Source organism: Plantactinospora sp. B6F1, assembly GCF_040120695.1.
Taxonomy (GTDB): Bacteria; Actinomycetota; Actinomycetes; order Mycobacteriales; family Micromonosporaceae; genus Plantactinospora.
The window spans coordinates 1-25,549 of sequence record NZ_JBEEAC010000007.1 but is presented as its reverse complement, the minus strand read 5'-3'; the positions used below and the strand labels follow the sequence as shown (position 1 = coordinate 25,549).

The following is a 25,549-nucleotide window of genomic DNA, read 5'->3' as shown; positions in this document are numbered from 1 at the left end:
CGCCGACCTTGTCCGCGCAGTACCCCGACCGGGCGCGGCCGGCGCCGAATGGTGGAAATTCCACCCCCGATTCCCGTACGGCGGGACGGATGGGCGAGGATGGCGGGGATGGTCTACCGCTATTTCTACGACTGCGAGTTCATCGAGGACGGCCGCCTCGTCGACCTCGTCTCAATCGGTGTCGTCGACGAGTACGGTCGTGAGTTCTACGCGGTCTCCACCGAGTTCGACGACTCCCGGGCGGTGCCGTGGGTACGCCGGCACGTGCTGGACAAGCTGCCGTCGCCGGGCGACCGGGCGTGGCGTTCCCGGGAGCGGATCCGGGACGATCTCTACGAGTTCCTGATGGAGCCGGTCCGGGACCGGCCGGGGGAGAAGCTGGAGCTCTGGGCCTGGTACGCGGCCTACGACCACGTGGCGCTCGCCCAGCTCTGGGGAGCCATGCCGGCGCTGCCCCGGGAGATACCCCGGTTCACCAAGGAGCTGCGCCAGCGCTGGGAGGACCGGGGCAGTCCGCCGCTGCCGGACGCCGCCGCCGACCGGCACGACGCACTGGTCGACGCCCGGCACAACCTGGCCCGGTGGCAGGCGATGCACGGCCCGCCACCGCGGTCCTGAACCGGTTTACGGCTCATGATCGGTTGCGCCCGGATGAAGATCATCGGGTCAGCCACGCCCACCTCGCCCGGGGTACGGTGGTCCTGCCCCGGACGGGCGACTACAGTGCGCAATGACGGCCCGCCCCGGGCCGGCAACGACGCCGACGGTCTGACCTGACTACCACCCTGGGGCTTGACGGGCTCAATCGAAGCTCCTGGAGGAGAAGCAGATCATGCGTATCGGCGTGCTCACCGGTGGTGGTGACTGCCCGGGTCTGAACGCGGTGATCCGAGCGGTGGTGCGTAAGGGTGTTGCCACCTACGACCACGAATTCGTCGGGTTCCGTAACGGCTGGCGCGGCCCGCTGGAGGGGCTGACCAGGCCGCTCGGCATCGCCGAGGTGCGGGGCATCCTGCCGCGCGGTGGCACCATTCTCGGCTCCTCCCGGACCAACCCGTTCAAGATCGAGGGCGGGGTCGAGCAGATCAAGAACAATCTGGCGGAGCAGGGCGTGGACGCGCTGGTGGCGATCGGCGGCGAGGACACCCTCGGCGTTGCCACCAAGCTGCACGATCTCGGGGTCCAGGTGGTCGGCGTACCGAAGACGATCGACAACGACCTCGGTGCCACCGACTACACCTTCGGGTTCGACACCGCGGTCAACATCGCGATGGAGGCGATCGACCGGCTGCACACCACCGCCGAGAGCCACCACCGCACCCTGGTCGTCGAGGTGATGGGCCGGCACGCCGGCTGGATCGCCCTGCACGCCGGTCTGGCCGGCGGCGCGAACGTGATCCTGCTGCCGGAGCGGCAGTTCGACGTCGACCAGGTCGCGACCTATGTCGAGAAGCGCTTCCAGAAGCAGTACGCCCCGATAGTGGTGGTCGCCGAAGGTGCCCAGCCGCTCGACGGCCAGATGCGCCTGCAGAACCAGGAACTCGACGCGTTCGGGCACGTCCGGCTCGGTGGCATCGGGCAGTGGCTCGCCGAGCAGTTGGAGGAGAAGACGGGCAAGGAGGCCCGGACGGTCGTGCTCGGGCACATCCAGCGCGGCGGTACCCCGACCGCGTTCGACCGGGTGCTCGCCACCCGGCTCGGTCTGCATGCGATCGACGCCGTCAACGAGGGCGACTGGGGCAAGATGGTCGCCCTGCAGGGCACCGACATCGTCCGGGTCCCGCTGGCCGAGGCGACCCGCGAGCTGAAGACCGTGCCGCTGCACCGCTACAGCGAGGCCGAGGTCTTCTTCGGCAGTTGACGGTCGCGGTCCCGGGGTGGCCCCTCGTGGCCGGTTCCGAGCGGTCGGCCGACCGCTCGCCGGACGCGGGGCCGCCCCGAGCCCCCTTCCACTCGCGAGGAGGAGCGATGGCGCCGGGAGCGCACACCGTTGCCGTGATCGGCACCGGCAAGATCGGTGAACTGATGCTCTCCGGGCTGCTTCGGGCGGGCTGGCCGGTGGACCGGCTGCTGGCGACCACCCGGCGGCAGGGCCGGGCCGAGGAGATCGCCATCCGGTACGGCGTACGGGTGGTGGACAACCTGGTGGCGGTCGCCGAGGCGGACGTCCTCACGGTGTCGGTCAAGCCGCAGGACGCCGACGCGCTGCTCGACGAGATCGGCCCGAAGGTACCGGCCGACAAGCTGGTCGTCTCGCTCTGCGCGGGGCTGCCGACGAACTTCTTCGCCCGGCGGCTGCCGGAGCGCACCCCGGTGATCCGGGTGATGACCAACACACCGGCCCTGGTCGACCAGGCGATGACGGCGATCTCCGCCGGGGTGCACGCCACCGCGGAGCACCTGGAACTCGCCGAGGAGATGTTCCGGCCGCTGGGCGCGACGATCCGGGTGCCGGAATCCCAGCAGGACGCGGTGACCGCGCTCTCCGGCTCCGGCCCGGCCTACTTCTATCTGCTGGTCGAGGCGATGGTCGACGCCGGCATCCTGCTCGGGCTGCCCCGCCAGGTGGCACACGAGCTGATCGTGCAGACCGCCATCGGTTCGGCGGTGATGCTGCGCGACTCCGGCGAGCACCCGGTGAAGCTGCGCGAGGCGGTGACCTCGCCCGCCGGTACCACCATCTCGGCGATCCGGGAGCTGGAGAACCACGGCGTACGCGCCGCGCTGCTGGCGGCGCTGGAGGCGGCCCGGGACCGGGCGCGGGAGATTGCCGCGCAGAACGACTGAGCGGTACCCGTCCGGCCCGCCGCCGGTCCCCGGTGGCCCATACTGTGCGCGTGTTCACCCTTGCCCAGGCACGTCACCTGGCCGCGACGCTGCGGCCCCGGATCGACGAGCTGATCGTGCTCCGCGCGGACCTGACCGAGCTGCGGGTCGACCTGACCGAGCGGGGCGAGAGCCCGCTGGGCGGGCTGGCCGAGGTCAAGGGCCTGGAGGCCCGGATCTTCGGCATCCTGGAGGAGCTGACCGGGCACGACATCCAGGTCAAGGGCTTCGCCCCGGTGCTGCTCGACTTTCCCGGTGAACGGGCCGGCCGGCCGGTGCTCTGGTGCTGGCTGGAGGGGGACAGCGACCTGAGGTGGTACCACCGGGTGGAGTGCGGTTTCGCGGGCCGGCGCCCGGTCTGACCCCGCCGGGACGGGCCCGGCGGGGTCGCCTCGACCGATCCCGGTCAGCCGGAACGGGATCCGCCGGTCACCCGCCAGGCTCGGACGATGGTCTGCTCGACGCGGTTGCCGTCCCGGTCGACGGCGGCCACCCGGAGGGTGGCGAACTCCGTGCCGGCGGGGGCGGCCGGCAGGGTCGCCACCACCTCCCGGCCGCCCCGGGTACCCGCGTCCCGCCAGTGCGCACCGTCGTCGTACGAGACGGCGACCCTTACCGTGAACCGCCCCGGTCCCGTCGCTCCGGGCTGGTATCCGGGGTGCAGTACCAGCCGGTACGGCCGATCGGCCCGGACCGCGTTGGTCAGGTCGGTCTCGATGTCGTAGCCGAGCTGCGGCAGCGGCAGCACCACCGGCCGCTCGCCCCGGGGTCGCCCGGAGCGGAACGTCCAGGTCGTCGACGTGGCGGTCGAGGTGGTCCACCAGGGACGCTCGGGGAACGAGTCCCGAACGACGTCGAGGCGGAGCTGGTAGCGCCCGGTGCCGCGCGGCACGGTGAACTGGGCGGACGACCCGCTGCTCCGGCCGACGACCCTGCCGTCCCGGGTCAGGGTCAGCTCGCTGCGGTCGGAGCGGCCGTCGACCCAGCCGTACGCGGTGACGTCGCCGTCCGCGTACTGCGGGACCGCGACCCGGATCGCGTCGTACGCCCGGTTCACCGGCAGCCCGTACGCGTGGTCGGGCGTCACCGTCGCCGGTACGGCGGGCCGGGTCAGGGCCGGGAACCACACCTGGCGGACCCGCTCGCCGGCCCGGTACGTCCGCAGCGGACCCCACATCTGCCCCTGCGGGTTACCGACCTGGTACGCCTCCAGGATCGCGCTGCTGCGCCAGGCGACGCCCCGGGTGTTGACGTGGTCGGTACGCCGGTGCGCGGCGGTGATGGTCCGGCTGAAGCCGAATCCGGTCGACACCCCGTCCGGGTAGCCGGAGCGGGTCTCCCGGGCGAGCATCTCCGGCGTGTGCCGGTGGAACTCGGACTCCACGGTGGCCAGCGCGAGCTCGTCGGCGCGGTAGTGCAGGTCCGTCGGCACCCGGCCCTGCTCCGGCAGCAGCAGGTCGTAGCGGTAGGGCGACCGGGCGACGGCGTCCAGCGCGACCGTCGCCGGCCCGGCCGCCAGCCGTTCCCGCAGCCGCTGCGCCACGCCCGAGTCCACCCGGTACGCCGGCACCGGCGAGCCGTACCCGTTGGCGAAGTGGTAGCCCGGCGTCGGCCCGGCCAGGAAGACCGCCCGGGCGCCGGCCGCACCCGCCGCCCGCAACTGCGCGACGCCGGGATCCTCCGCGCCACCCGGGTCGAGCCGGACCAGCACCACCGCGTCCCGGGCCCCGGCCCGGGCCAGTTCGGCGGGGGTGCCGTCGCCGCCGTCGACCAGCCGGGCGCTGCTCCGGCCGTCCAGCAGCGGTGCACCGTCGACCTTCCGCGGTTCCGGCACCGGGAAGCCGTCCGGGCCGGTCACCGTGGCGGTGAGCACCGGCGCGGCCAGGTCCCACCGACTGAAGAACCGGAAGGTACCGGTCGACACCGGTCGGGTCGGCGTCGCGTACACCCGGCGGATGGTGTCCACGTTGAACGACTCGCCGGAGAGCAGCGACGCCGCCGCCGTACCGCGCTGCCAGACCAGTGCCGCCTGGGCGGCGCTGGTCGGGTCCGGGGTGTCGATCCGGATCTCCCGCCCGCTGCGGGCGTCGTGCCGCACCGTCCGGTCCGCCTCGACGGTCAGCTCCGGTTCGGCGATCAGCGTGGCGTCCCTCGGGTAGCCCGACTCGGACATGGTGAACATCCAGGTCGCCAGGGCGTAGCGGCCGGCCGGCAGCTCGACGCTGCCGGACTGCCCGTCGAGGAAGTGCACCCAGTGCTCCTCGCCGGTGTCCAGGTTGAACAGTTGGGATCGGCTGAAGAAGTCGGTGGGAGGCTGGCCTTCCCGGTCCACCGCGTGGATCGTCAGGCGGTGGGTCGGCGGGACGACGTGGAACCCGATCGGGGTACGCAGTTCGGTGCCGCCGCCCCGGGCGGTCAGCAGTCCGGCGTACAGGTTGGGTGCGGTACGGGTCGGGTCGAGCCGGACGACCGCGCTGGCCCGCCCGCCGGCCGGTACGGTGAGCCGGGCCGGCGAGACGCCGATGGCCGCACGCCGCTGGTCGGCCCCGAGGGCGCGGGCCTCGACGGCGAGGTGGAGCGTCACCGGCCGGCGGCCGGGGTTCGTGAAGCCGACGGTGGCCTTCCGGGCCGACGTACCGGCGGGAAGCCGGCCCAGGGCGAGCGTCGCGGTGTCGACGGTGACCGGCTGGTCCAGGGCGTCGGCGACGTCCACCCGGCCGGCGCCGTGGGTCTGCACCGGCGTGTCCCTGGTCCCGGTGGCGCTGCTGACCAGGGCCGCCTTGAGCTGGTCGGCCCGCCAGTCCGGGTGCCGCTGTGCGAGCAGTGCCGCCGCACCGGAAACGTGCGGGGCGGCCATCGAGGTGCCGGACATCGAGGTGTGGTCGGCGTCGATCACCTCGCCGAGGGTGGTGCCGGCGGCGCGGGCCGCCACGATGCCGACCCCGGGGGCGGTGATCTCCGGCTTGACCGCGCCGTCGCCGAGTCGCGGGCCCCGGCTGGAGAAGTCGGCGATCCGGTCCCGGCCGTCGACCGCGCCGACCGTCAGGGCCCGGTCCGCGGTGCCCGGCGTGCTGACCGTCTGCCGGCCCGGTCCGGCGTTGCCGGCGCTGACCACGAAGAGCGCCCCGGAGCTGGCGGTGAGCGCGTCGAGCGCCTCGGTGACCGGGTCCGGTCCCTCACCGGCCGGGCCGCCGAGGCTCAGGTTGACCACCCGGGCGCCCTGGCGCACCGCCCACTCCATGCCGGCGATCACCCAGGAGAGGTCTCCGGACCCGTGGTCGTCGAGCACCTTGCCGATGAGCAGCCGGGCGCCCGGGGCGACACCCTTGCCGCCCGGCCCCTTGCCGCCCGCCCCCTTGCCGCCCGGTCCCTTGCCGTCGGCGGTGCCGGCGCCGGCGATGGTGGCGGCGACGTGGGTGCCGTGCCCGACCCGGTCGGTGGTGTCGGGGCTACCGGTGAAGCTGGCCGCCGCGGCGACCCGACCGGCGAGGTCGGGGTGGTTCGGGTCGTAGCCGCTGTCCAGTACGGCGACCTTCACGCCCCGGCCGTCGTACCCGGATCGCCACGCCCGCGGGGCACCGATCTGCGGCACGCTCTCGGCCAGGTCGGCCCGGACCCGCCGGTCCAGCCACAGCTTGCCGAAGCCGCTCGCCAGCGTGCTGGCGCCGGCCGCCGTCGGGCCGGACTTCGACCGGTTGCCGTCGGCGTGCGGGCCGCCGGTGACGGCGGACCAGAAGTCGGCGGCCCGGGACTTCTCGGTGCCGACCGCGATCGCCCCGATGCTGGGCAGTTCGCGGTGCCGGGTGGCGCCGGTCGGGGTCACCGGCGCGGCGGCCCGCAGGCCGGGCCCGGCCGGGGCACCGGTGAGCAGCAGCGGCAGGCTGGAGCGGGCCGCGTCGGAGTAGCCCTCGGCCACCAGGTCGGTGACGTTGAACAGGGCCGGGTCCACCCGCCCGGCGTTGACCAGCGGGAGCGCCTCGTACGGCGTGACGTGCAGGTCGCCGTCGCGCTCGGAGAGCTGGAAACCGAGCCCCTTGCGCGGGCCCCGGTCGTCCACCTCTGCGGTCTGCCGACCGTCGGCGAAGGTGTGCAGCCGGACGACGTCCCCGGTGACCAGGGTGACGGTGTGCACCGCCGCCGGTCCGGAGGGGACCGCTGGCGCGACTGCGCCACCGTGCGGCGCGGCGGCGGCCGGTGGGGGCCCGGCGGCCAGGATGGCGACGGCGACCGCGAGCGCGACGACCGTACGTGGTGGCTTGACCACGAAAGCTCCCTTGACGTGCTGCTAGATCATCGGGCAGCGTCACACTTCGTCACCGGACCGGTAAAGGATCTACAGTGAGCGCAACTGCGCCATGACCTAGATGCGCCAGGAGGGTCGGCCGTGCTGAAGTTCGCCGGGCTGAGCGCGGTGGAGGAGTCGGCGTACCTGGCGCTGATCCGGCAGGGCGGCGCCCGGCTGGTCGAACTCGGGGACCGGCTCGGGCTGTCGGAGGTGCGGGTACGCCGGGTGGTCGGGGTCCTCGAACGCGAGGGCTTCGTGCACCGCACCCCACCACCGGCCGAACGGGTCGTACCGGTGCCGCCCGACCTCGCCGTCGAGCAACTGATCCGGCGCCGGTACGCGGAACTGGAACTCACCCGGGAGGCGGCGCACCGGCTCGCCGCCGAGGCGCAGGGGCGGGCGAGCAACCGGCGTACCGAGGAGCTGATCGAGATCGTCTCTGGGCGGGCGGCGGTCGGCCGGGCCTTCGAACGGGTGCAGCGCAGCGCGCGGCAGGAGATGAGGGTGCTGGTGGCACCGCCGTACGCGGTGCCGACCTCGGTGAACAGCACCCAACTGGACCGGGAGGCCGCCGGGGTGACCTACCGGGCGGTGTACGACAGCAGCGCGCTGGACGATCCCGAGTTCGCGGCCAGTGTCGCCGCGCACGTCCGGGCGGGTGAACAGGCCCGGCTCGCCGTCGCGCTCCCCACCAAGCTGGCCGTCGCGGACCGAACCCTGGCGTTGCTCCCGCTGGCCTGGACCGCGTCCGCACACAACGCGGCGCTGCTGGTGCACCCGTGTGGCCTGCTGGACGCCCTGGTGGCGCTCTTCGAGACGCTCTGGACCCAGGCGACACCGCTGCCGGCGGCCGGCGGTGCCGGTGACCACCAGCGGGGCACCGGGCCGGAGCGGCTGCCGACGGAGGCCGGCATCTCCGCCGAGGACCGGCACCTGCTGTCGCTGCTGGTGTCGGGCCTGACCGACGAGGCGGCCGGTGCCCGGCTCGGGCTGAGCCGCCGGACCGTCGTACGCCGGGTGCAGGTGCTGATGCAGCGCACCAACTCCCGCTCCCGGCTGCAGCTCGGCTGGCAGGCCCACGAGCGCGGTTGGCTCTGACGCCGGGCCGCTGCTGGGGCCGGTCTGCGGCCCGGGACTACCGCGGCAGTACCCGCTCGATGGCGGCGGTGATCTCCGGCGACTCCGGGGCGACCTGCGGCGCGAACCTGGCGACCACCACGCCGTCCGGGTCGACCAGGAACTTCTCGAAATTCCACCGGACGTCGCCGGAGTGATCCTCGTCGTCCGCCGTGTCGACCAGCGCGGCGTAGAGCGGGTGCCGGCCGGCTCCGTTCACGTCGACCTTCTCGGTGATCGGGAAGGTCGCGCCGAAGGTGGACCGGGCGAACTCGGCGATCTCGGCCGGGGTGCCCGGTTCCTGGCCGGCGAACTGGTTGCTGGGTACGCCGAGCACGGTCAGCCCGCGGTCCGCGTACGTCTCGTGCAGGACCTGTAGCCCGGCGTACTGCGGGGTCAGTCCGCACTTGGAGGCGAGGTTGACCACCAGCATGGCGGTACCCCGGAACTGCTCCAGGCCGACGAAGCCGTCACCGGTCAGCGCACCGATCTGGACGTCGAAGACGCTCACCGGGCGTCCCCGCCGCCGGGCCGCCGTGCCGGGAGGGGGCGTCGGGCCGCGCCCCGACTGGGATTCACGTTCCGCTCGGTCATGGTCGAGAGGCTACCGGGCGCCGCCGCGTCCCGATCGGCGTCCCGGCCACTCGCGTGCCTGCCTCCGTCCCGGACCCTCCGGCTGGCTCGCGGACAGAAATCGAAAGATGGACATCTTGACGAAGTGGTGAACCCGTGAGTAGCGTCGCCTCACTATCTGGAAAGTTTCCTATCAATAAGGAGACGCCACCATGAGAAGATCCATCCGCCGGGCACTCTGTGCCGGCGTCGCGGCCGCGGTGGCCGTCGCCGTGGTCCCGATCACCGCGGCCCTCGGCGCCGGCAGCCTGACCACGACCTTTGCCGCCACCTCCGACTGGGGCTCCGGCCACGAGGTCAGGGTCACGGTCACCAACGGCACCGACGCGCCGGTCGCCAGCTGGCGGGTCGAGTTCGACCTGCCGGCCGGAACCACCATCGGCAGTTTCTGGGACGCCGACGTCACCCGCAGCGGCAACCGCTACGTGGCGGTCAAGAAGAGCTGGGCCGGCGCCCTCGCCCCGGGCGCCTCGGCCACCTGGGGCTACATCGGCAGCGGCGCCTACCGGGCCCCGACGAACTGCACCGTCAACGGCGGCGCCTGCGGTGGTGGCGGCACTCCCCACCCGACACCCACCACCCCCCGGCCGACCGTGACCCCGACCACCCCCACCCCGACCACCCCGCCGCCGACCACCCCGCCCCCGAACCCGGGCGCGCAGAAGGTGGTCGGCTACTTCGCGCAGTGGGGCGTCTACCAGCGGGCGTACCACGTCAAGAACATCCACACCAGCGGCTCGGCCGCCAAGCTGACCCACATCCTGTACGCCTTCGGCAACACCACCGGTGGCCGCTGCACCATCGGCGACAGCTACGCCGACTACGACCGGGCGTACTCGGCGGCGGAGAGCGTGGACGGGGTCGCCGACACCTGGGACGCGGGTGCGCTGCGCGGCAGCTTCAACCAGCTCCGCAAGCTCAAGCGGATGTACCCGCACCTGAAGGTGATCTGGTCCTTCGGCGGCTGGACCTGGTCCGGCGGCTTCACCCAGGCCGCGCAGAACCCGGCCGCGTTCGCCGAGTCCTGCTACAACCTGGTCGAGGACCCGCGCTGGGCGGACGTCTTCGACGGCATCGACATCGACTGGGAGTACCCGAACGCCTGCGGCCTGACCTGCGACGCCAGCGGCCCGAACGCGTTCAAGAACCTGATCTCCGCGCTGCGTGGCCGGTTCGGCTCGTCGAACCTCGTGACCGCGGCGATCACCGCGGACGGCAGCAACGGCGGCAAGATCGACGCGGCCGACTACGCCGGTGCGATCAACAACCTCAACTGGCTGATGCCGATGACGTACGACTACTTCGGTGCCTTCGCCCCGCAGGGTCCCACCGCCCCGCACTCGCCACTGACCTCGTACGCCGGGATCCCGCAGCAGGGCTTCTGGTCCGACGCGGCGATCCAGAAGCTGAAGGGCAAGGGCATCCCGGCCAGCAAGCTGCTGCTCGGCATCGGCTTCTACGGCCGGGGCTGGACCGGGGTCACCCAGGCCACCCCGGGCGGTACGGCCACCGGGGCGGCACCGGGCACCTACGAGGCCGGTATCGAGGACTACAAGGTGCTCAGGAACACCTGCCCGGCCACCGGCACGATCGCCGGCACGGCATACGCGAAGTGCGGCAGCAACTGGTGGAGCTACGACACCCCGGCCACCATCGGCGGCAAGATGTCGTACGCCAGGAGCCAAGGGCTGGGCGGCGCGTTCTTCTGGGAACTCTCCGGCGACACCGGCAACGGCGAACTCATCACGGCGGTCGCCAACGGGTTGCGATAGCCGGGACCCCGGAAGACGTTTCCGGGGCGGGTAGTGGGGGCCGACTCCGGCGGGACACGGAGCCGGCCCCTCTCGTCCCGCCGGGTCCGGGTAGCCGGCGCCGTCGCTGCCGGAACATCGGCGGCGCCACCGGGGGCCGAATCCTTTTCATATGACGTCGAGGGAGCCGAGTCGCGGTTTCCCCGCTTACCTGCCGGGCACGTGATTCCGCACGGTACGGGGCGACGTGCGGAGGGGCGATGCTGCCGGGACTGAACAGCGGCGAGGTGGGGAAGGCGGGGCCGACGGGTTGGGCGACCCGCTGGGTGCTGGGCACCGCGGTCGGGCAGGTCGTGTTCACCGGGACCGTGCGCCTCGTGCTGGCGGTGCTGATGGGCGCCGCGCTCGGTGGCCTGGTGGTCTGGCTCGTCCTGCGCCGTCGTCGGCCGGCACCGCAGCCGTACGCCTTCGCCGCGACCGCCGGCTCCATCGATCTGCGGGTGCGGGCCGGTGTCGAGGTGCCGAACCCGGCGCATCCGGGGTGTCCAACCCGGCCGGGCGTCGAACGCGTACGGCCGCGCTTCTCGCCACGGGCCAACCGGTCCGGAAATGGCTACGGGCGGACCCGACCCCACTCCTAGTGCCTCGTCTTCGAAGGTTGATTGGGTGAGCCGTTTGGTCCGGGGCATGTGGCGGACGTCTTCCAGCCGTTGCGATCGTCTCGGTGATCCGCGGCGACCGGCGGGCGGAGCGGGGGTGGTCGGCGCGGAGACTGTCGAGCTGGGTGCACAGGCGGGGCACGGAAGCCTGGGGTGCCGACGGTGTGCTGCGGTTCGGATCGATCGGCGGGCGGGACCGGGGGTTCGGGCAGTCCGGGAGGGTGGGCGCACAGGCGGGGCAGCTCGACAGTCCTCCCCGGCGAGTATCCCCACCCCGCTCCCCACCCGAGTCAGGAGATCGCCGGCTCGGAGATACCTCGAAGCACCGGGTTACCCGATCAACCCTCAAAGACAGGGCACTAGGTTGGTCCGGTGGTCGCCGCCCTGGAGTTGTATCTCGACACCGACGCCACCCGACGGATCCGGGTGCTCTGGGACGCGCTGGAATCCGAGGGTGTGCAGAGCCTCCGCTCGTTGCTCGGCCAGCGGCACCGGCCACACCTCTCCCTCGCCGTCGCGCCCCGGCTCGATCCGGAGCAGGTCGCCGATGCCCTGACCGGTACGGTGGTGGCCGCTCCACTGCGACTGTCGTTCCAGTACGCCGGCCAGTTCGTCGGCCGGGTGCTGTGGCTCGGCCCGTCTCCCACCCCGGAACTGCTGGCCCACCAGGCGATGGTGCACGAGCGGCTGACCCGGGCCGGTGTGCCGGTGAGCGAGCTGTATCGCCCCGGGCGCTGGGTGCCGCACTGCACGCTTTCGATGCGGGTGCCGAACACCCTGATGGCGGCGGCGGTGCGGCGCTGCCTGGAGGTGCTGCCGGTCGAGGCGACGGTGGTCGGCGCGGCGGTCATCGACCACGCCAGGGACATCGCCCGCCCCCTGGGCTGACGGCGGGGGGAGTTCTCCGGTCAGCCGGTCGGGTCGCCGGGCGCGACGAGCCCGGTCTCGTACGCCACTACCACGGCCTGGGCGCGGTCCCGGAGGTCGAGCTTGGCGAAGATCCGGGCGACGTGGGTCTTCACCGTGGCCTCGCTCAGGGTCAGCCGGTGCGCCAGCTCGGTGTTGGAGAGCCCGCGACCCAGCAGGGTCAGCACCTCCCGCTCCCGGGGCGTCAGCGCCGCGAGTGCCCGCTGCCCACCCGCCCGCCCGACCCCGTCCCCGCGCACGCCGCCCCGGGCGGGATCACCGCCGCTCCGGCCACTGCCGGTGCCGCCTGTGGCGCGAGCCGGGTCGGTGGTGGCGAACCGTTCCACCAGGCGTCTGGTGATCGACGGAGCCAGCAGGGCGTCGCCGGTGTCGACCAGCCGGACGGCGGCGGCCAGGTGTTCCGGGGTGACGTCCTTGAGCAGGAAACCGCTGGCTCCGGCGGCCAGCGCGGCGTAGACGTACCGGTCCAGGTCGAAGGTGGTCAGCATGATCACCCGACACTCCGGGGACTGCGCCAGGATCCGCCGGGCCGCCTGGAGACCGTCCATGTTCGGCATCCGGATGTCCAGCAGCACGACGTCCGGCCGCAGTTCCTGCACCGCCGCCACCGCCTCGACCCCGTCGGCGGCCTCGCCCACCACGTGCAGGCCCCGCGCGGTCAGGATCATCCGGAACCCAATCCGGACCAGCGCCTGGTCGTCCACGATCAGCACCCGGGGCGTCGACTCGGCGGGATCCGTCACGGCCGGTCCAGCGGGATGCGGGCGCGGACCCGGTAACCGCCGCCGAGCCGGCGGCGGGCGTCCAGGTCGCCGCCGTAGAGCGCGACCCGCTGGCGCAGCCCCAGCAGGCCCCGCCCCGCGCCAGGCCCGCCGCCCGGCCCGGCGCCTCCGGATCCCCGCCCCTCCGACGCGGACCGTTTCCCGGCGTGCCCGGTGCCCGGCCGCCCACCGGCGTGCCCGCTGCCGGATCGTCCGCCGGTGGAGGTGCCCGTGGGCCGTCGGCCGGAGAGCACGCTCGGGCCGGTGTTGAGCACCTCCACCCGCAGATAGTTGTGCGCGTACCTGATGGTCACCTCGGCCTTCTCCCCGTCGCCGTGCCGCAGCGCGTTGGTCAACGCCTCCTGCACGATCCGGTACGCGGTCAGATCGATCCCGGCCGGCAGCGGGCGCCGCTGCCCGGAGATGCGTACCTCGACGGGCAGCCCGGCGAAGGCGATCCGGTCGACCAACTGGCCGAGCCGGTCCAGCCCGGGTTGCGGATCCAGCCCTGACCCCTCGGCGGCGGGCTCCTCGCCGTCCTGCGGCGGGGCCAGCAGGCCGAGCAGGTGCCGCAGCTCGGTCATCGCGTCCCGGCCGGCGGTCTCCACCGCCAGCAGCGCGGCGTTCGCCTCGTCCGGCATGCTGGCCAGCACCTCCCGGGCTGCCCCGGCCTGCACCACCATCAGGCTCACGTTGTGGCTGACGATGTCGTGCAGCTCCCGGGCGATCCGGGCCCGCTCCGCCTCGACCGCGATCCGGGCGGCGCTCTCCCGTTCCCGCTCCAGCAGCCAGCTCCGGTCACCGAGCGCCCGCTGGTGCCGCCGCCGGGCCCGGGCCAGCGCCACCGCCAGCCACCCCACGGTCGCACCGGCCGCCGCGAGCGCGGCGACCAGCCAGCCGACCGTTCCGGTTCCCCCCACGCGACCACCTTCGCAGTACGCGGCACGATCCGCGTCATTCCCGGGCAGCATTGCCGTACATCCCCGGGATGACCTGGCCGGACGTTACCTCTCCGGGCTGATGCCGGCCGGGCCGGCCCTGCCTAGGTTGGTGGCCATGACCAGCGAAGAGAGCACGCCGGACGTCGTCGTGCGGCTGACCGACGTGCGCAAGGAGTACGGCGACACGACCGCCCTGGCCGGGGTGTCGCTGCAGATCCGGGCCGGCGAGGCGGTCGCCGTGATGGGGCCGTCCGGCTGCGGCAAGTCGACCATGCTGAACATGGTCGCCGGACTCGACCGGCCCACCTCCGGGGACGTCATCGTGCACGGCGAGGACCTGGGCCGGCTCGACGAGACGGGCCGGGCACTGTTCCGGCGTCGCCGGATCGGGATGATCTTCCAGTTCTTCAACCTGCTCGACGACCTGCCGGCGCTGGACAACGTCGCGCTGGCCGCACAGCTGGTCGGGGTATCGGCCCGGCAGGCGCGCCGGCGGGCGCTCGAACTCCTCGACGAACTCGACATCGCCGACCGGCGCGACATCTATCCGGCCGCGCTCAGCGGCGGGGAGCGGCAGCGGGTGGCGGTGGCCCGAGCGCTGATGAACCGGCCCGCCCTGCTGCTGGCCGACGAGCCGACCGGCGCACTGGACAGCTCCGCCGGTGAGCAGGTGATGGACCTGCTGCTCGACCTCAACCAGATCGGCCAGACGCTGCTGCTGGTCACCCACGACGAGCGGCTGGCGACCCGGTGCGCCAGCCGGCTGGTCGAGCTGGCCGACGGCCGGGTGACCGGCGAACGCAGCCTGGAGCGGTCGGCATGACCCGGCTGGGCCAGCCGGTGCCGTTCCGGGAGCGCGGCACGGGCGCGATGTGGCGGGCCGCCCGCGCCGCCGTACGGCGCCGGAAACTACAGACCGTCGTGATCGGGCTGGTCCTGCTCTTCTCCGCCGCCACCACCGTGATGGCGCTGGGTCTGCTGGTCGCCTCCACGGCCCCGTTCGACGACGCCTTCGCCCGGCAGCGCGGTGCGCACGTCGTGGCGACGTACGACTCCGGGCTGGTCACCGGGGCGCAGCTCGAACAGACCGCCCGGCGGCCCGGTGTCGAGGCGGTCGCCGGCCCCTTCGCGCAGGCCGTGCTGGAGGTGACGCTGACCGGCCCCGGAATGATGGGCGGGCCGCTCAACGTGGTGGGTCGGGCGGACCCGGCCGGCCCGGTGGACCGGGTGGAACTCTGGGCGGGGCGCTGGCCCAGCGCGCCCGGGGAGATCGTGCTGAACGACACGCCGCCGCCGGCCGACCTGGCGGGCTTCGGGCCGGAGCCCGGGCAGCCGCCGATCCTCGGCAGCACCGCCGAGGTCCCGGGCGGGCCGACGCTGACCGTCGTCGGCATGGCGTACAGCCTCGGCCGGACCGCCGACGCGTGGGTCACCCCGGAGCAGGTGCGGGCGTTCCGGCCGTCCTCGGTGCAGATGCTCTACCGGTTCGCCTCCGCCGCCACCGACCAACAGGTCGAGGCCGGGATGGCGACGGTGACCGAGGGACTGCCGGCGGAGGCGCTGCTCGCCGCCCAGTCGTACCTGCTGATCAAGCAGTCGGTCGCAGCCGAGCCGGGGGTGTTCGTGCCGTTCCTGATGGTCTTCGGGATCCTCGGGCTGGTGGCGGCGGTGCTGATCGTCGCGAACGTGGTCAGCGGGGCGGTGGTCTCCGGCTTCCGGCACATCGGCATCCTCAAGGCGCTCGGTTTCACCCCCGGCCAGGTGCTCGCGGTCTACCTGGTGATGGTCAGCGTGCCGGCGGTGGTCGGGTGCGCGATCGGCACCGTGCTCGGCAACATCGGGGCGCGGCCGCTGCTGGACATGTCGTTCCAGGGGATGGGCTTCGGGCCGGTCGGGATCAGCCCGCTGGTGAACGTGGCGACGCTGCTCGGGATGCCGGTCGTGGTGGTACTCGCCGCGCTGGTCCCGGCGTCGCGGGCCCGCCGGCTCTCCGCGGTCGAGGCGATCAGCGCCGGCAGCGCGCCCCGGGTCGGCCGTGGGCTGCGGGTGCAGCGCTGGCTCGGCGGTACCCGGCTGCCCCGCGCCGTCAGCCTCGGCCTCGGCCTGCCGTTCGCCCGGCCGGGCCGGACCGCGCTGACCATGTCGGCGGTGCTGCTCGGGGTGACCACGGTGACCTTCGCGACCGGTCTGACCAGCACGGTCACCCGGTACGCCGACGCCACCGACGGGAACGACCACGTCGGGGTGCGCGCCGCCGATCCGGCACCGGGTGCTGGGCGCCCCGCGTCGTCGCTGACCGATCAGCAGATCGAGGCGCTGCTGCGAGCGCTCCCGGGTACCAACCGGGTGACCGTGAACCTGACCCTCGACTTCGCGCTCGTCGGCTCCACCCGACCGGTCGGGGTCAACTTCCTGCGCGGTGACGTCGAGACCCAGGGCTATCGGGAACAGCTGGTCGAGGGGCGCTGGCTGGCCGGCCCGGACGAGCTGGTCGCCCCGTCGGAGTGGTTGGGGGAGCGGGGCCTCGCCGTCGGCGACCGAATCGTCCTGGAGGCCGAGGGGCGGCGCAGCCCCGCCACCATCGTCGGCGAGACGATGAGCGGCCCACCGGGCCCGTCCAGGCTGCTCGCCGACTGGTCGGCACTCGCCCGGCTCGCCCCGGCGCGCGAGGTCGGAAACCACGAGATCCTCTACCAGATCCAACTAGCGCCCGGCACCGACGTGCCGGCGTACACCGCGGCGGTGCAGGCGGCCGATCCGGGCCTGGACGTCTGGGACAACGGCGGTACCGACAGCTTCACCGTGGCAGCGGTCAGCCTCGCGGCAGCGGTCACCCTGATGTTGGGGCTCGTCACGGCGCTCGCCGTCTTCAACACGGTGGTGCTGAACACCCGGGAACGCCGTCGCGACATCGGGATGCTCAAGTCGATCGGGATGACCCCGAGGCAGGTGACGGCGATGATGGTCACCTCGATGGCGGTACTGGGCATGCTTGGCGGACTGCTCGGCATCCCGGTCGGGATCGTCGCGCACCGCCTGGTCGTGCCGATCGCCTCCGGTGCGGCGCAGATCCGGGTACCGGACTCGTTGATCAACGTCTGGGAGGCGCCGCTGCTCGGCGTATTGGCGCTGGCGGGGGCGGTGATCGCGATGGTCGGGGCGCTGCTGCCGGCCCGCTCGGCGGCGCGTCTGCCGATCGCCGAGGTGCTGCACAACGAGTGAGTACCGGCTGGGCCGGTGGCGGGTGGGGCAACGGAATTCCGGCTGCCCCGCCCGCCGAGGCAGCGGTGTCTCCCGGCCCGGCGGCCGTCGGGCGCCGGGATGACGCGAACGGTCCGGGAGCTCTCGGTGTGGGAAGTGGCGGTGCGACCTGCTCAGGGACTGGCGGTGCGACCGGCTCAGGAAGTGGCGGGGATGTGCCCGCCGCTGCCCGCCCCCGGGCGTGTGGTGATCTTCCAGTGGTAACCGTCGGGGTCGGTGAAGCGCCCGACGTAGTCGCCCTGGTCGGTCTGTGTCGCGTCCGCGGTGACCCGTCCGCCAGCGGAGTCGGCGGCGGTGAGGAGCGTGTCGACCTCGGCGCGGGAGGCGGCGGTGTGGGTGAGGACGACCGCGGAGAATCCGTCGCCGTGCTCGTCGACGCCGGCGTCCCTGGCGAGGTCCCTGCGCCGCAGCAGGCCGAGTCGGCAGACGCCGCCAGCGACGGTGAAGTCGATGAACTTGTCGCCGTAGTCGTGTTCGGTTCTCATCCCGAGCGTCTCGTAGAAGGCCTTGGACGCCTTCGGCTCGGCGACGCCGAGATAGATGGCGGTCTCGGTCGGCCTGGGCGGACTCGGGACGGGACCGCTGTCCTTCTTTGATGATGCCGCCAGTTTCCACACGGCGCCGTCGGGCGCCCGGTACACGGCGGTGAATTCGCCGAAGAGTTGTTTCTTTGCCGGCTTGACGATCGTCGCCCCGTTGGCGGTGGCGGTTTCGAGGAGGACCCTCACCTCGCTTGGCCCACCTACGATCGACGACAGGACGTAACCGCGGAAACCCGAGGACGCCGGGCGTGCGCCGACATCCGCGGCGAGCGCGTCGATCTGACGAAAGGCGAGGTGACCGGTACCGTGCAGATCCAGGCCGATAGCGCGGTCGTCGCCATTGTTCGGGGGTGCGAACGCAGCCGTGTAAAAGGTGTACGCGGCGTCTACCTGCGGTACTCCGAGGGTGATGACATCAAGCGTGATCGCCATGCGAATTTGCTCCTTGCGCTGTCAGAACGGGATGTCCATGACCGCCACGCTAGACACGGCTGTCCGCCGTGTGCTTCTTGATTCCTGACCGGGCTGCCCCGGTGGTGCCAGCACCACGACGGCACCCCGCCGGGCCGGTCATGAATCAAGAAGCCGCGGATCCTCGGTTGTTGCACTACAGACCTTGAACGTTCAGGTCATGCCGAGATGACGGGTGGGGCGACCCGGTGCTGCCCCACTTCGGGAGGGTGGCACGCGCCCAGGCCGCTAGGTTGTCCATCATGCGATGGCTGGAGATCAGGCGACACTCGCTCACCAAGAAGGGCGATGCACGTGGGCGGGGCTCGCATCTGTCGGCGGCCGGGGTGTCTCTCGCCCGCGCGGTGGGCGCAGAGCTAGGCGCCTTCGCGTACGTGTTGAGCAGCGCGTCGCCTCGCGCCATCGAAACTGCGGTGGCCATGGGCTATTCCGTTGACGACACCGTGGAGATGCCGTCGGGCTACGTCGAAGGCGAGGTCGCACACCACGACCAGTGGCGGTGGCAATCGCCGTACGAGGTGTACGCGGAGCTCATCGAGAGCAAAGGCGGCCTTGCGCAGGCGGCCCGGGCCAACCTCGACCTGTGGATCCAAGCTGCCGCATCGGTGCCGGAAGGATGCGCCGCGCTGGTCGTCGCCCATGGGGGCAGTATCGAGCCAACGTTGGTGAGTGCCTTACCGGAGGCGAACCACAGGGGCTGGGGTGCACCGTTCCGGCATTGCGACGGCTGCCGCCTCGCCTTCCGGGACGGGCGTTTCCAGGAGGTCACCTTCAGTCGGGCACCCGTCCTCGGCTGACCAGCAAGGAGCCAGCGGCGAGGCCGGTACGTCGAGCGGTCATCGAGGGTTGCGCGAGCTGAGCACGGCTCACGGCTGGCCCGTGTGCAGCGCGGCGAAGGCCAGCAGTAGCTCGGCGGTCCGTGGCGGATCTTCGAGCATGGGTGAGTGCCCGACACCGGGCAGCAGTTCGACTCTCGCGCCCGGAACGACGCGGTAGCCGTCGGCGGCCGAGGAACGCCATCGCCGGTCCTCCTCGCCGAAGATCACCAGCAGCGGCTTGTCGAGCGGCGCCAGCCGATCGGGGAGCGGGCGCTGCCTCAGATAGTCGTCGGCCGCCCGGGACGTCGCGGTGAGCGCGTGGTAGGTCATGCCCCGCACGTCGTCGACGAGCTGTTGCGGGATCTCGTAGTCGCGGCTGCTGACCGCGGTACCCAGGCCCCGGCGGACGATCCCGTCGGTCCGGGCCGGCCACAGGAGTTGCCCGACGACGGGGACGAACAGCAGTTGGCCGACGAACCCGTCCGAGATGAAGGCGTCCAGATCCGGCCCGGAGTTGACGAGGGCGAGCGCGGTCACCAGGTCGCGTCGTTGCTCGGCGAGTGCGGTGGCCACCGAGCCGCCGGTGGAATGGCCAACCACCACGGCCTGCCGCACGCCAAGCCGGTCGAGGGCCGCGCCGACCCGGCGTCCCTGTTCCGGGATCGTGTAGCCCTCGCCGGCCGGCTTGGCCGACCAGCCGTGCCCGAGCAGGTCGACCCGGATGACGCGATGGGACCTTGCCAGCATCGGCACCAGCGGGTCCCACCAGTGGGTCGACCCGGCGAGCCCGTGCACGAGTACCAGCGCCGGGGCATCAGGGGGTCCGTCCTGGCGTACGTGGATGCTGCCGCCGTCAAGGGGCAGGGTCGAGTCTGTCCCGGCTTCGGCTTCCTGCCACGACACCATCACCGTGTTCGCCAGGAGCAGACCGACGGCCGTCAGGACGACGGCCGAGGCGGTGACGCGGCGCTTCCGGCGACTTCCCGCGACTCGCGGGTCGGGCTGCCCGCCAGCCGGCCGCGGATCGGTCTCGTTCGACCCGCCGGCGCTGGCGATCCTCGGAAGATCAGTCATCGGCCTACTCTGGCCGTCGATCCGGGCCGGCGGCTTGCACAAATGTCCGGGTCGCCGGGCCCGGCGGAAGCGATCAACAAGTCCGGACCCCGGTTTGGCGGCTCGCATATCATTCGGGGATGCGGTCCGCCGTGCACGAACGCGCCGGCACGGCGGCGTGGGAGCTGGCCCGGCCGGCGCGGCCCAGCCGGGTCGCCGGGGTCAGCATGGCTGGTTTCCGCGACCGTGGCACGTCCCCGGCCGGGCATCGGGCGATCCCACACCCAGGTGTGACGCTGGCTCTGGCGTTCGGTGCCGGCCCGCTCATCGTGGACGCCGCCGGGCGGCAGCAGCGGGGCAGTGTCGTCGCCGGGCTCGGCTTCGGACCCGGCACGGTCCGGGTGCGGGGTGAGCACTTCGAGGCGGTGCAGGTACGTCTCTCTCCGGTCGTCGCCCGTGCGGTGCTGGGGGTGTCCCCGGCCGACCTGGACGGCGCCGTGCTGCCGCTGGACGACCTGTGGGGCCGCGAGGCGTCACGGATCCGTGAGCGACTAAGTGAGATTTCGTCCTGGGAGGACCGCTTCGCGTTGACGGACGCGTTGCTGGCCCGCCGCGCGGCGGGACCGGCGGTAGACCCGGAGGTGTCCTGGGCCTGGGAGCAGATCGTCGCATCGCGCGGCCGGGTCCGGGTCGACAGGCTGGCGGCCGAGGTCGGATGGAGCCGCAAACGCCTCTGGTCCCGGTTCCGGTCGCAGATCGGCCTGCCGCCCAAGCGCGCCGCGAAGCTGGTCCGTTTCGATCATGCTGCCCACCGGCTCGCCGCAGGTGCGGACGCAGCCCGAGTCGCCGTGGAGGTCGGCTACGCCGACCAGTCCCACCTGCATCGGGACGTCCTGTCGTTCGCCGGGGTGACCCCGGTGGCCCTGGCCGGCGAGCCGTGGCTGGCGGTCGACGATATCGTCTGGGCCGGCCACGGCACACCGGGTCAGCGCCGTCCATGGCGCCGGTCGCCGGTCCCGGAACCTGCGGCCAGGCCCCGGACTCCTTCGCCAGGGCCTGACCCGGGCGTCGTCAGGCGGTCGGGTCGAGCCGCTTGGCAAGGCTGACGAACGCCTGCCAGTTGGCCGGGGTAAAGGTGAGGGTGCCGCCGTCGCGGTCCTTGGTGTCGCGTACGAGCACGGTGCCGGGCAGGTTGTCCGCCACCTCCACACAGGACCCGCCATTCGTGCCCGAGCGGGTTGACTTGCGCCAGTTGGCGCCGGTCACGTCCATTCCTTCGTCGCCTCCCTGATCAGTTCGAGCGATTGCACCATCGGAAGGGCCTCGCTGCGGATCGCCTCCCAGGTCCCCTGGAGGGTGGCGAGATCTTCCGCCCGGTCGACAATCTGCGCCCGTACTTGGTGATCAAGATGCGCCACCACGGACTGGTCCGGCAGCGTCGCCAGGATGAAGCCTCCCTGAAGGCCAGCGTAGACCCCGACTTCCTGGGGAACCACGAGGATCTGTACGTTCGGCAACTCCGTGCACTTCACCAGATGCTCAAGCTGCTCAGCCATCACGCTCGGGTGCCCGCGCACCGGTCGCCGCAGGACCATCGCATCGATCACGAAGATGCACTGAGGTGGATTCTCGACCGTGAGCACGGCCTGCCGGTCCAGTCGACTGCGGACCCGCTGTTCGATCTGCTCTGGTGGAAGGTGTACACCCGTCAACAGCGCTCGGGCGTACGACTCGGTCTGCAGCAGGCCGGGGACGAAGGCCGGCTCGTACCAGCGGAGCAGCCGGGCAAGGCGTTCGAACTCGATCCAGTCGCGGAGCCAGGCCGGCGTGCTGTCCAGCTTGGCCAGCTTCTTGAGCATCCGGCTGAACGTGCCGCCGGTCTGGAAAGCCTGGTCGATCTTTTCCATGTATTCGTCGGTCGGCGGACGCTGGCCGGTTTCCACGGAGCTGACGTGTGATCCGGAATAGCCGATCTTGCGCCCGAACTCCTCCTGACTGAGTCGTTGCTCAGCGCGGAACAGCCTCAGCTCGGCGAGGACGTATTCCGTGACGAGTCCCATCGATAATCCCACCTCTGCTCACCGTCGGAGACGAGTTACACAAAATTGCTCGCCACCCGTGTTGACCTGCACAGATGGCGCGAGCACGTGTCGACCGTAGTGCACTCCACAGCAGAGTGTCACTAGCGGAACCGCTCGGAACTCAAATGGCATGGTGACCGGCCGGGCGGAACCTGCGGGGGCCATCTCTCTTCCCCCCGTACAGAGATGGCCCCCTTCCAACCCGGAAGGAGACACGATGCGGAAAGTACGCCGCACCCCGCCCGTCCCACTCGTTTTCCGGCACCGCCTCGACTGGCGCCGGCTGTGGTGGCGGATGTGGTGCCGGTGCGGGCGGCGGTGGGCGTCGTGCCCGTACCGTGGACTCTCGATCTTGATCCCGCAGACGGTCCCGACGCCCGACCTGCCGCCCCAACTCGCGATGCCGGCCGCTGCGCCGACACCCGGCTCGCCGCCGTCGCGCCTGTCGCCGCCGTCGCGTGGGCACAACCAGCGCCCTCGCTCCAACGCCGGGCACCGGACCCACCGCGTCCTGCCGGCGTGGGCGGACGGCGGTCGCGTCGACACCGGGGCGGGGAGATGATCGACCCCGAGTCGCCGGTCGGCGTCCACACTCCACTGCGGCCGATCTGGCTGTGCCGCACCGACGGGCAGCCGTGGCCGTGCGCCGCCGCCCGGCTCAGCCTGGTCAGGGGCTATCCGGACAGCCGGCTCGCGCTCTGTGTCCGGCTCGGCTCGTCGCTCGCCGAGGCGTACCGCGATCTGCACGCGCTCCACCCGGCCGGCGCACCGGCGGCGATGGTGCTCAGCGAGCGCTTCCTCGGCTGGGTGCCCGGCCACCGCTGAGCCCGTCGGTCACGGCCGCGCTCCGGCGTGGTGGTGCCCAACCGGTTCCCCTTACCCTCAGTTGACCAGGGCGGGAATCCGAAAACAAGACTGGAATTCGGCCCGGAACGGGCACACGATTCTGGGCATGCGATGGGACCCTCACAGCACCCTGCGGCGGGCACTCTGGATCGGTGGCGGCCAGTGGGCCGGCAAGTCGACGGTGGCCGGGATCCTCGCCGAGCGGTACGGCCTGACGCACTACCACTACGACTACCACGACGCGCGCGGGCACGACGATCGCCGGATGATGAGCCGGATCCGGCGCGGCGAACCGCCGGAACCGGACTGGGAGGCGGTCTGGGTCCGCACGACGCCGGAGGAGATGGCCCGGCAGGTACTTGTGGAGTTCGCCGAGCGATTCGAGTGGGTGCAGGACGACCTGCGCGCGCTCGTCTCGCCCCGGCCGCTGCTCGCCGAGGGCTGGGGGCTGCGCCCCGAGCTGGTCGCGCCGGTCGCCGGGTCGACCCGGCAGATGGTGGTGATGGTGCCGACCGAGGAGTTCCGGCGGCGACAACTTGACCGGCTACCCCGGGCCGGCCGGCTCGGCCACCAGGTCAGCGACCCCGAACTCGCCCAGCGGAACCGGGTCGAGCGGGACCGCCTGCTCGCCGAGGACGCCGTGTGCGGCGCCCGACGGCTGGGCATCCCGGTGATCGAGGTCGACGGCAGCCGGGACGCCGAAGGGGTCGCGGAACTGGTTGCCGAGTACTTCGCGCCGCACCTTCCCTAGCCCCACCCGTGCCTGCCTGCATCGCTGTCTCCGCAGATCAACGACATGGCCGGCCGGGGTAATCGCGCGTCGTTTCCGACAGAAGCTCGACTGCACGACGTGTGCCGCCTTCGGAGCGCACCAGCTCGCCGATCTCGGCGGCCCTGCGGGGCATCGTGGTGTCGGATCTCGTCGCTTCGACTGCCTCGATGAGGCGTTCGGCGGTGATCTGCCGCTGTGGGACGGGGTCTGGGGCAACGCCGATGGATTGCATTCGCCCGGACCAGAACGGCTGGTCACCGGTGAAGGGGCAGATCACCTGTGGGCGTCCGGCGAGCAGCGCGGCAGCTGTCGTTCCTGCTCCGCCGTGGTGGATGATCGCCGCGGTGCGGGGGAAGAGCCAGTCGTGCGGAGCGTCGTCGACGACGTGGACGGAGTCGGTGTTCGCACCCGCCAGTGTGATCCCGCCGGCGCCGGTTGCGACAACGGCTCGTACTCCGGTTGCCTGGACCATCTGTTGGACCATCTCGCCGATCGCCTCGGGGTTCTGGCCCCGCATGCTGCCGAAGCCGACGTAGACCGGCGGCGCTCCGCTGTCGAGGAACCTGGCCAGGGCGGGCGAGGGGTCCTGGTCCTCGCTGGCGAGGGTCCAGTATCCCGTCACGGGCGCGTGTCCGGGCCAGTCGGCCGGCTGCGGCAGGACGTGGCGACTGAACGCCTGCAGTACGAAGGCGGGGCCTCCGTCGGGGCGGCGGAACGGGTCACCGGATCCACGCCGAGACCTCAGCCCGAGTCGTGCACGCCAGCGCTTGCCTACCGCTCCGAGGAGCATCCGAGGCGCGAGCGCGGCCGGCCGGTAGCTCAGGCGGTTGAGGGATCTGGGCAGCCACGGTGGGGCCCACATCGGGCACGGAAAGGCGCTGGTCGGCACCCAGTTGGGCTGCAGTGCCACCGGGACGGAGGGGACGCCGAGGGCCTCGGCGAGGTGCTGGCCGGGCAGCATGGTGTGGTGCACCACGACGTCGGTCCGGGCGGGAACGGCCGCGGTGATGTCGTCGAGCGCGGCGGCGACGTACCGCCGGGTCCGGCGCACCACCTCGATGGCTGTCCGTTTCGCCTTTGGACCGCGGTAGTTCGTCGCGAGTGCCTCCTGGATGTGGGGCTCGTCGGTGAGCCGGTTCCACCGGTCGTCGACGGGCGCGAACGGAACGCCGGCGGCTGCGGCGAGTGACCCGTAACACGCCGGCCCGGCCACCAGTGCCTCGTGGCCGGCGTCGGCCAGCGCGCGTCCCAGGGCGACGAACGGCTGTACGTCGCCACGCGTCCCGAACGCGAGCACGAATGCCCTCATCCTGCTGGGTCCCCTCTGTTCGGCCGCGTCCCGAGGACCTCCGAGACCGGCAGTCCGCTTTCTGACCTGGCTGAAATTTCAGTACCGAGCATGACTCTCACCGCCGGGGTGGTCAAGTCCGGTTTGCGGAGAGTGTGCGATGTCGCATGGGACCGGGGCGGCCGGGCGGGCTAGGGTTTCCTCTGATGGCCGACCAGGGTGCGACGGGGAAGGCTTCGCTCACGCAGCAGGCCTACGCAGCGCTGCGTGCCCGGATCGTGACCTGTGAGCTTCCGCCGGGGTCGTCGCTCACCGAGCGGGGACTGGCCCGCTCGACTCCGTACGGGCTGACGCCGATTCGTCGGGCGCTCGCTCGTCTGGACCGCGAGGGGTTGATCATCACGCTGCCCCGGGCCGGGTACGTCGTGAGCCCCCTCGACGCTCAGGAAGTGTCGGAGCTGGTCGAGGCGTGGGATCTCATCGGTCCCGAGCTTGTCCGTCTGGGTTTGGAGCGCCTT

At 72.2% G+C, this 25,549-nt stretch carries 24 protein-coding genes; 15 read left to right on the top strand and 9 right to left on the bottom strand.

Features of this window, described 5'->3' with window-relative positions:
- Positions 1-108: 108 nt before the first annotated feature.
- The 4 genes from ABNF97_RS12055 to ABNF97_RS12040 all read left to right on the top strand — a co-directional run bounded on the left by ABNF97_RS12055 (position 109) and on the right by ABNF97_RS12040 (position 3,188).
- The gene (locus tag ABNF97_RS12055) at positions 109-618 is read left to right on the top strand and encodes a polyadenylate-specific 3'-exoribonuclease AS (RefSeq protein ID WP_130460758.1); all 510 of its coding nucleotides are present in this window, start codon (positions 109-111) and stop codon (positions 616-618) included.
- Positions 619-832: 214 nt separating this feature from the next.
- Positions 833-1,861: an ATP-dependent 6-phosphofructokinase gene (locus ABNF97_RS12050; protein ID WP_130460757.1), complete on the top strand. Its 1,029-nt coding sequence runs from the start codon at positions 833-835 to the stop codon at positions 1,859-1,861.
- Between the two features lie 107 nt (positions 1,862-1,968).
- A complete protein-coding gene (gene proC, locus ABNF97_RS12045) occupies positions 1,969-2,787 on the top strand; it encodes a pyrroline-5-carboxylate reductase (protein ID WP_130460756.1) in 819 nt (272 codons plus the stop codon).
- A gap of 50 nt (positions 2,788-2,837) precedes the next feature.
- Positions 2,838-3,188, top strand: a complete 351-nt coding sequence (locus tag ABNF97_RS12040) for a DUF2203 family protein (RefSeq protein ID WP_130460755.1) — start codon at positions 2,838-2,840, stop codon at positions 3,186-3,188.
- Positions 3,189-3,232: 44 nt separating this feature from the next.
- Here ABNF97_RS12040 and ABNF97_RS12035 read toward each other — a convergent pair whose 3' ends face one another.
- The gene (locus tag ABNF97_RS12035) at positions 3,233-7,090 is read right to left on the bottom strand and encodes a S8 family serine peptidase (protein ID WP_349338585.1); all 3,858 of its coding nucleotides are present in this window, start codon (positions 7,088-7,090) and stop codon (positions 3,233-3,235) included.
- Between the two features lie 120 nt (positions 7,091-7,210).
- On the opposite strand from ABNF97_RS12035, the gene ABNF97_RS12030 reads away from it, so the two are divergent.
- Positions 7,211-8,209, top strand: coding sequence for a helix-turn-helix domain-containing protein (locus tag ABNF97_RS12030; protein WP_130460753.1), 999 nt, complete (start codon positions 7,211-7,213; stop codon positions 8,207-8,209).
- A 37-nt stretch (positions 8,210-8,246) separates the two neighbouring features.
- Here ABNF97_RS12030 and ABNF97_RS12025 read toward each other — a convergent pair whose 3' ends face one another.
- The gene (locus ABNF97_RS12025; RefSeq protein ID WP_349338584.1) at positions 8,247-8,738 is read right to left on the bottom strand and encodes a glutathione peroxidase; all 492 of its coding nucleotides are present in this window, start codon (positions 8,736-8,738) and stop codon (positions 8,247-8,249) included.
- Between the two features lie 274 nt (positions 8,739-9,012).
- Between ABNF97_RS12025 and ABNF97_RS12020 the strand changes: the two genes are divergently transcribed.
- The 3 genes from ABNF97_RS12020 to ABNF97_RS12010 all read left to right on the top strand — a co-directional run bounded on the left by ABNF97_RS12020 (position 9,013) and on the right by ABNF97_RS12010 (position 12,158).
- Positions 9,013-10,632, top strand: coding sequence for a glycosyl hydrolase family 18 protein (locus ABNF97_RS12020; RefSeq protein ID WP_349338583.1), 1,620 nt, complete (start codon positions 9,013-9,015; stop codon positions 10,630-10,632).
- 239 nt (positions 10,633-10,871) lie between these two features.
- Positions 10,872-11,252, top strand: coding sequence for a hypothetical protein (locus ABNF97_RS12015; protein ID WP_130460750.1), 381 nt, complete (start codon positions 10,872-10,874; stop codon positions 11,250-11,252).
- A 390-nt stretch (positions 11,253-11,642) separates the two neighbouring features.
- The gene (locus tag ABNF97_RS12010; RefSeq protein WP_130460749.1) at positions 11,643-12,158 is read left to right on the top strand and encodes a 2'-5' RNA ligase family protein; all 516 of its coding nucleotides are present in this window, start codon (positions 11,643-11,645) and stop codon (positions 12,156-12,158) included.
- Between the two features lie 20 nt (positions 12,159-12,178).
- On the opposite strand, the gene ABNF97_RS12005 is transcribed toward ABNF97_RS12010, so the two are convergent.
- Positions 12,179-12,865, bottom strand: a complete 687-nt coding sequence (locus tag ABNF97_RS12005) for a response regulator (protein WP_486484907.1) — start codon at positions 12,863-12,865, stop codon at positions 12,179-12,181.
- A gap of 71 nt (positions 12,866-12,936) precedes the next feature.
- Positions 12,937-13,851 (bottom strand): histidine kinase, encoded by a 915-nt coding sequence (locus ABNF97_RS12000; protein WP_130465630.1) that lies wholly within the window; start codon positions 13,849-13,851, stop codon positions 12,937-12,939.
- Between the two features lie 163 nt (positions 13,852-14,014).
- On the opposite strand from ABNF97_RS12000, the gene ABNF97_RS11995 reads away from it, so the two are divergent.
- On the top strand, positions 14,015-14,722 hold the full coding sequence (locus tag ABNF97_RS11995; protein WP_130460747.1) for an ATP-binding cassette domain-containing protein: 708 nt from the start codon (positions 14,015-14,017) through the stop codon (positions 14,720-14,722).
- The gene (locus ABNF97_RS11990) at positions 14,719-17,121 is read left to right on the top strand and encodes an ABC transporter permease (protein ID WP_349338582.1); all 2,403 of its coding nucleotides are present in this window, start codon (positions 14,719-14,721) and stop codon (positions 17,119-17,121) included. The genes ABNF97_RS11995 and ABNF97_RS11990 overlap by 4 nt, the downstream gene beginning before the upstream one ends.
- 176 nt (positions 17,122-17,297) lie before the next feature.
- Here ABNF97_RS11990 and ABNF97_RS11985 read toward each other — a convergent pair whose 3' ends face one another.
- Positions 17,298-18,134 (bottom strand): VOC family protein, encoded by an 837-nt coding sequence (locus tag ABNF97_RS11985; RefSeq protein WP_349338581.1) that lies wholly within the window; start codon positions 18,132-18,134, stop codon positions 17,298-17,300.
- A 281-nt stretch (positions 18,135-18,415) separates the two neighbouring features.
- Here ABNF97_RS11985 and ABNF97_RS11980 point away from each other — a divergent pair, with 281 nt between their 5' ends.
- Positions 18,416-18,970 (top strand): histidine phosphatase family protein, encoded by a 555-nt coding sequence (locus ABNF97_RS11980; protein ID WP_349338580.1) that lies wholly within the window; start codon positions 18,416-18,418, stop codon positions 18,968-18,970.
- Between the two features lie 69 nt (positions 18,971-19,039).
- On the opposite strand, the gene ABNF97_RS11975 is transcribed toward ABNF97_RS11980, so the two are convergent.
- Entirely contained in the window at positions 19,040-20,065 is a 1,026-nt protein-coding gene (locus tag ABNF97_RS11975) for an alpha/beta fold hydrolase (protein WP_349338579.1), read from the bottom strand.
- 119 nt (positions 20,066-20,184) lie between these two features.
- Here ABNF97_RS11975 and ABNF97_RS11970 point away from each other — a divergent pair, with 119 nt between their 5' ends.
- Complete coding sequence (locus ABNF97_RS11970) at positions 20,185-21,150, top strand: helix-turn-helix domain-containing protein (protein WP_349338578.1); 966 nt, start codon at positions 20,185-20,187, stop codon at positions 21,148-21,150.
- Here the strand turns inward: ABNF97_RS11970 and ABNF97_RS11965 are convergent.
- Both ABNF97_RS11965 and ABNF97_RS11960 read right to left on the bottom strand, forming a co-directional pair.
- The gene (locus tag ABNF97_RS11965) at positions 21,116-21,310 is read right to left on the bottom strand and encodes a DUF397 domain-containing protein (RefSeq protein WP_349338577.1); all 195 of its coding nucleotides are present in this window, start codon (positions 21,308-21,310) and stop codon (positions 21,116-21,118) included. The genes ABNF97_RS11970 and ABNF97_RS11965 overlap by 35 nt on opposite strands.
- Positions 21,307-22,104 (bottom strand): helix-turn-helix domain-containing protein, encoded by a 798-nt coding sequence (locus ABNF97_RS11960; protein WP_349338576.1) that lies wholly within the window; start codon positions 22,102-22,104, stop codon positions 21,307-21,309. The genes ABNF97_RS11965 and ABNF97_RS11960 overlap by 4 nt, the downstream gene beginning before the upstream one ends.
- A gap of 579 nt (positions 22,105-22,683) precedes the next feature.
- On the opposite strand from ABNF97_RS11960, the gene ABNF97_RS11955 reads away from it, so the two are divergent.
- Positions 22,684-22,950: a hypothetical protein gene (locus ABNF97_RS11955; protein ID WP_349338575.1), complete on the top strand. Its 267-nt coding sequence runs from the start codon at positions 22,684-22,686 to the stop codon at positions 22,948-22,950.
- A 127-nt stretch (positions 22,951-23,077) separates the two neighbouring features.
- Entirely contained in the window at positions 23,078-23,722 is a 645-nt protein-coding gene (locus ABNF97_RS11950; protein WP_130460740.1) for a hypothetical protein, read from the top strand.
- A gap of 37 nt (positions 23,723-23,759) precedes the next feature.
- Here the strand turns inward: ABNF97_RS11950 and ABNF97_RS11945 are convergent, their stop codons facing one another.
- A complete protein-coding gene (locus ABNF97_RS11945; RefSeq protein WP_349338574.1) occupies positions 23,760-25,052 on the bottom strand; it encodes a glycosyltransferase in 1,293 nt (430 codons plus the stop codon).
- Between the two features lie 185 nt (positions 25,053-25,237).
- Between ABNF97_RS11945 and ABNF97_RS11940 the strand changes: the two genes are divergently transcribed.
- Positions 25,238-25,549 (top strand): GntR family transcriptional regulator (locus ABNF97_RS11940; RefSeq protein WP_349338573.1); only part of this gene is annotated, 312 nt, incomplete at its 3' end.

Bases quoted from the DNA above. Each gene is read 5' to 3' on its own strand.
- ABNF97_RS12020 (WP_349338583.1), top strand. From the start codon at position 9,013: ATGAGAAGATCCATCCGCCGGGCACTCTGTGCCGGCGTCGCGGCCGCG.
- ABNF97_RS11985 (WP_349338581.1), bottom strand. From the start codon at position 18,134: ATGGCGATCACGCTTGATGTCATCACCCTCGGAGTACCGCAGGTAGAC.
- ABNF97_RS11975 (WP_349338579.1), bottom strand. From the start codon at position 20,065: ATGACTGATCTTCCGAGGATCGCCAGCGCCGGCGGGTCGAACGAGACC.
- ABNF97_RS11955 (WP_349338575.1), top strand. From the start codon at position 22,684: ATGATCGACCCCGAGTCGCCGGTCGGCGTCCACACTCCACTGCGGCCG.
- ABNF97_RS11950 (WP_130460740.1), top strand. From the start codon at position 23,078: ATGCGATGGGACCCTCACAGCACCCTGCGGCGGGCACTCTGGATCGGT.
- ABNF97_RS12050 (WP_130460757.1), top strand. From the start codon at position 833: ATGCGTATCGGCGTGCTCACCGGTGGTGGTGACTGCCCGGGTCTGAAC.
- ABNF97_RS12005 (WP_486484907.1), bottom strand. From the start codon at position 12,865: ATGATCCTGACCGCGCGGGGCCTGCACGTGGTGGGCGAGGCCGCCGAC.
- proC (WP_130460756.1), top strand. From the start codon at position 1,969: ATGGCGCCGGGAGCGCACACCGTTGCCGTGATCGGCACCGGCAAGATC.
- ABNF97_RS11960 (WP_349338576.1), bottom strand. From the start codon at position 22,104: ATGGGACTCGTCACGGAATACGTCCTCGCCGAGCTGAGGCTGTTCCGC.
- ABNF97_RS11945 (WP_349338574.1), bottom strand. From the start codon at position 25,052: ATGAGGGCATTCGTGCTCGCGTTCGGGACGCGTGGCGACGTACAGCCG.
- ABNF97_RS12055 (WP_130460758.1), top strand. From the start codon at position 109: ATGGTCTACCGCTATTTCTACGACTGCGAGTTCATCGAGGACGGCCGC.
- ABNF97_RS11995 (WP_130460747.1), top strand. From the start codon at position 14,015: ATGACCAGCGAAGAGAGCACGCCGGACGTCGTCGTGCGGCTGACCGAC.
- ABNF97_RS11980 (WP_349338580.1), top strand. From the start codon at position 18,416: ATGCGATGGCTGGAGATCAGGCGACACTCGCTCACCAAGAAGGGCGAT.
- ABNF97_RS11970 (WP_349338578.1), top strand. From the start codon at position 20,185: ATGCGGTCCGCCGTGCACGAACGCGCCGGCACGGCGGCGTGGGAGCTG.
- ABNF97_RS12015 (WP_130460750.1), top strand. From the start codon at position 10,872: ATGCTGCCGGGACTGAACAGCGGCGAGGTGGGGAAGGCGGGGCCGACG.
- ABNF97_RS11990 (WP_349338582.1), top strand. From the start codon at position 14,719: ATGACCCGGCTGGGCCAGCCGGTGCCGTTCCGGGAGCGCGGCACGGGC.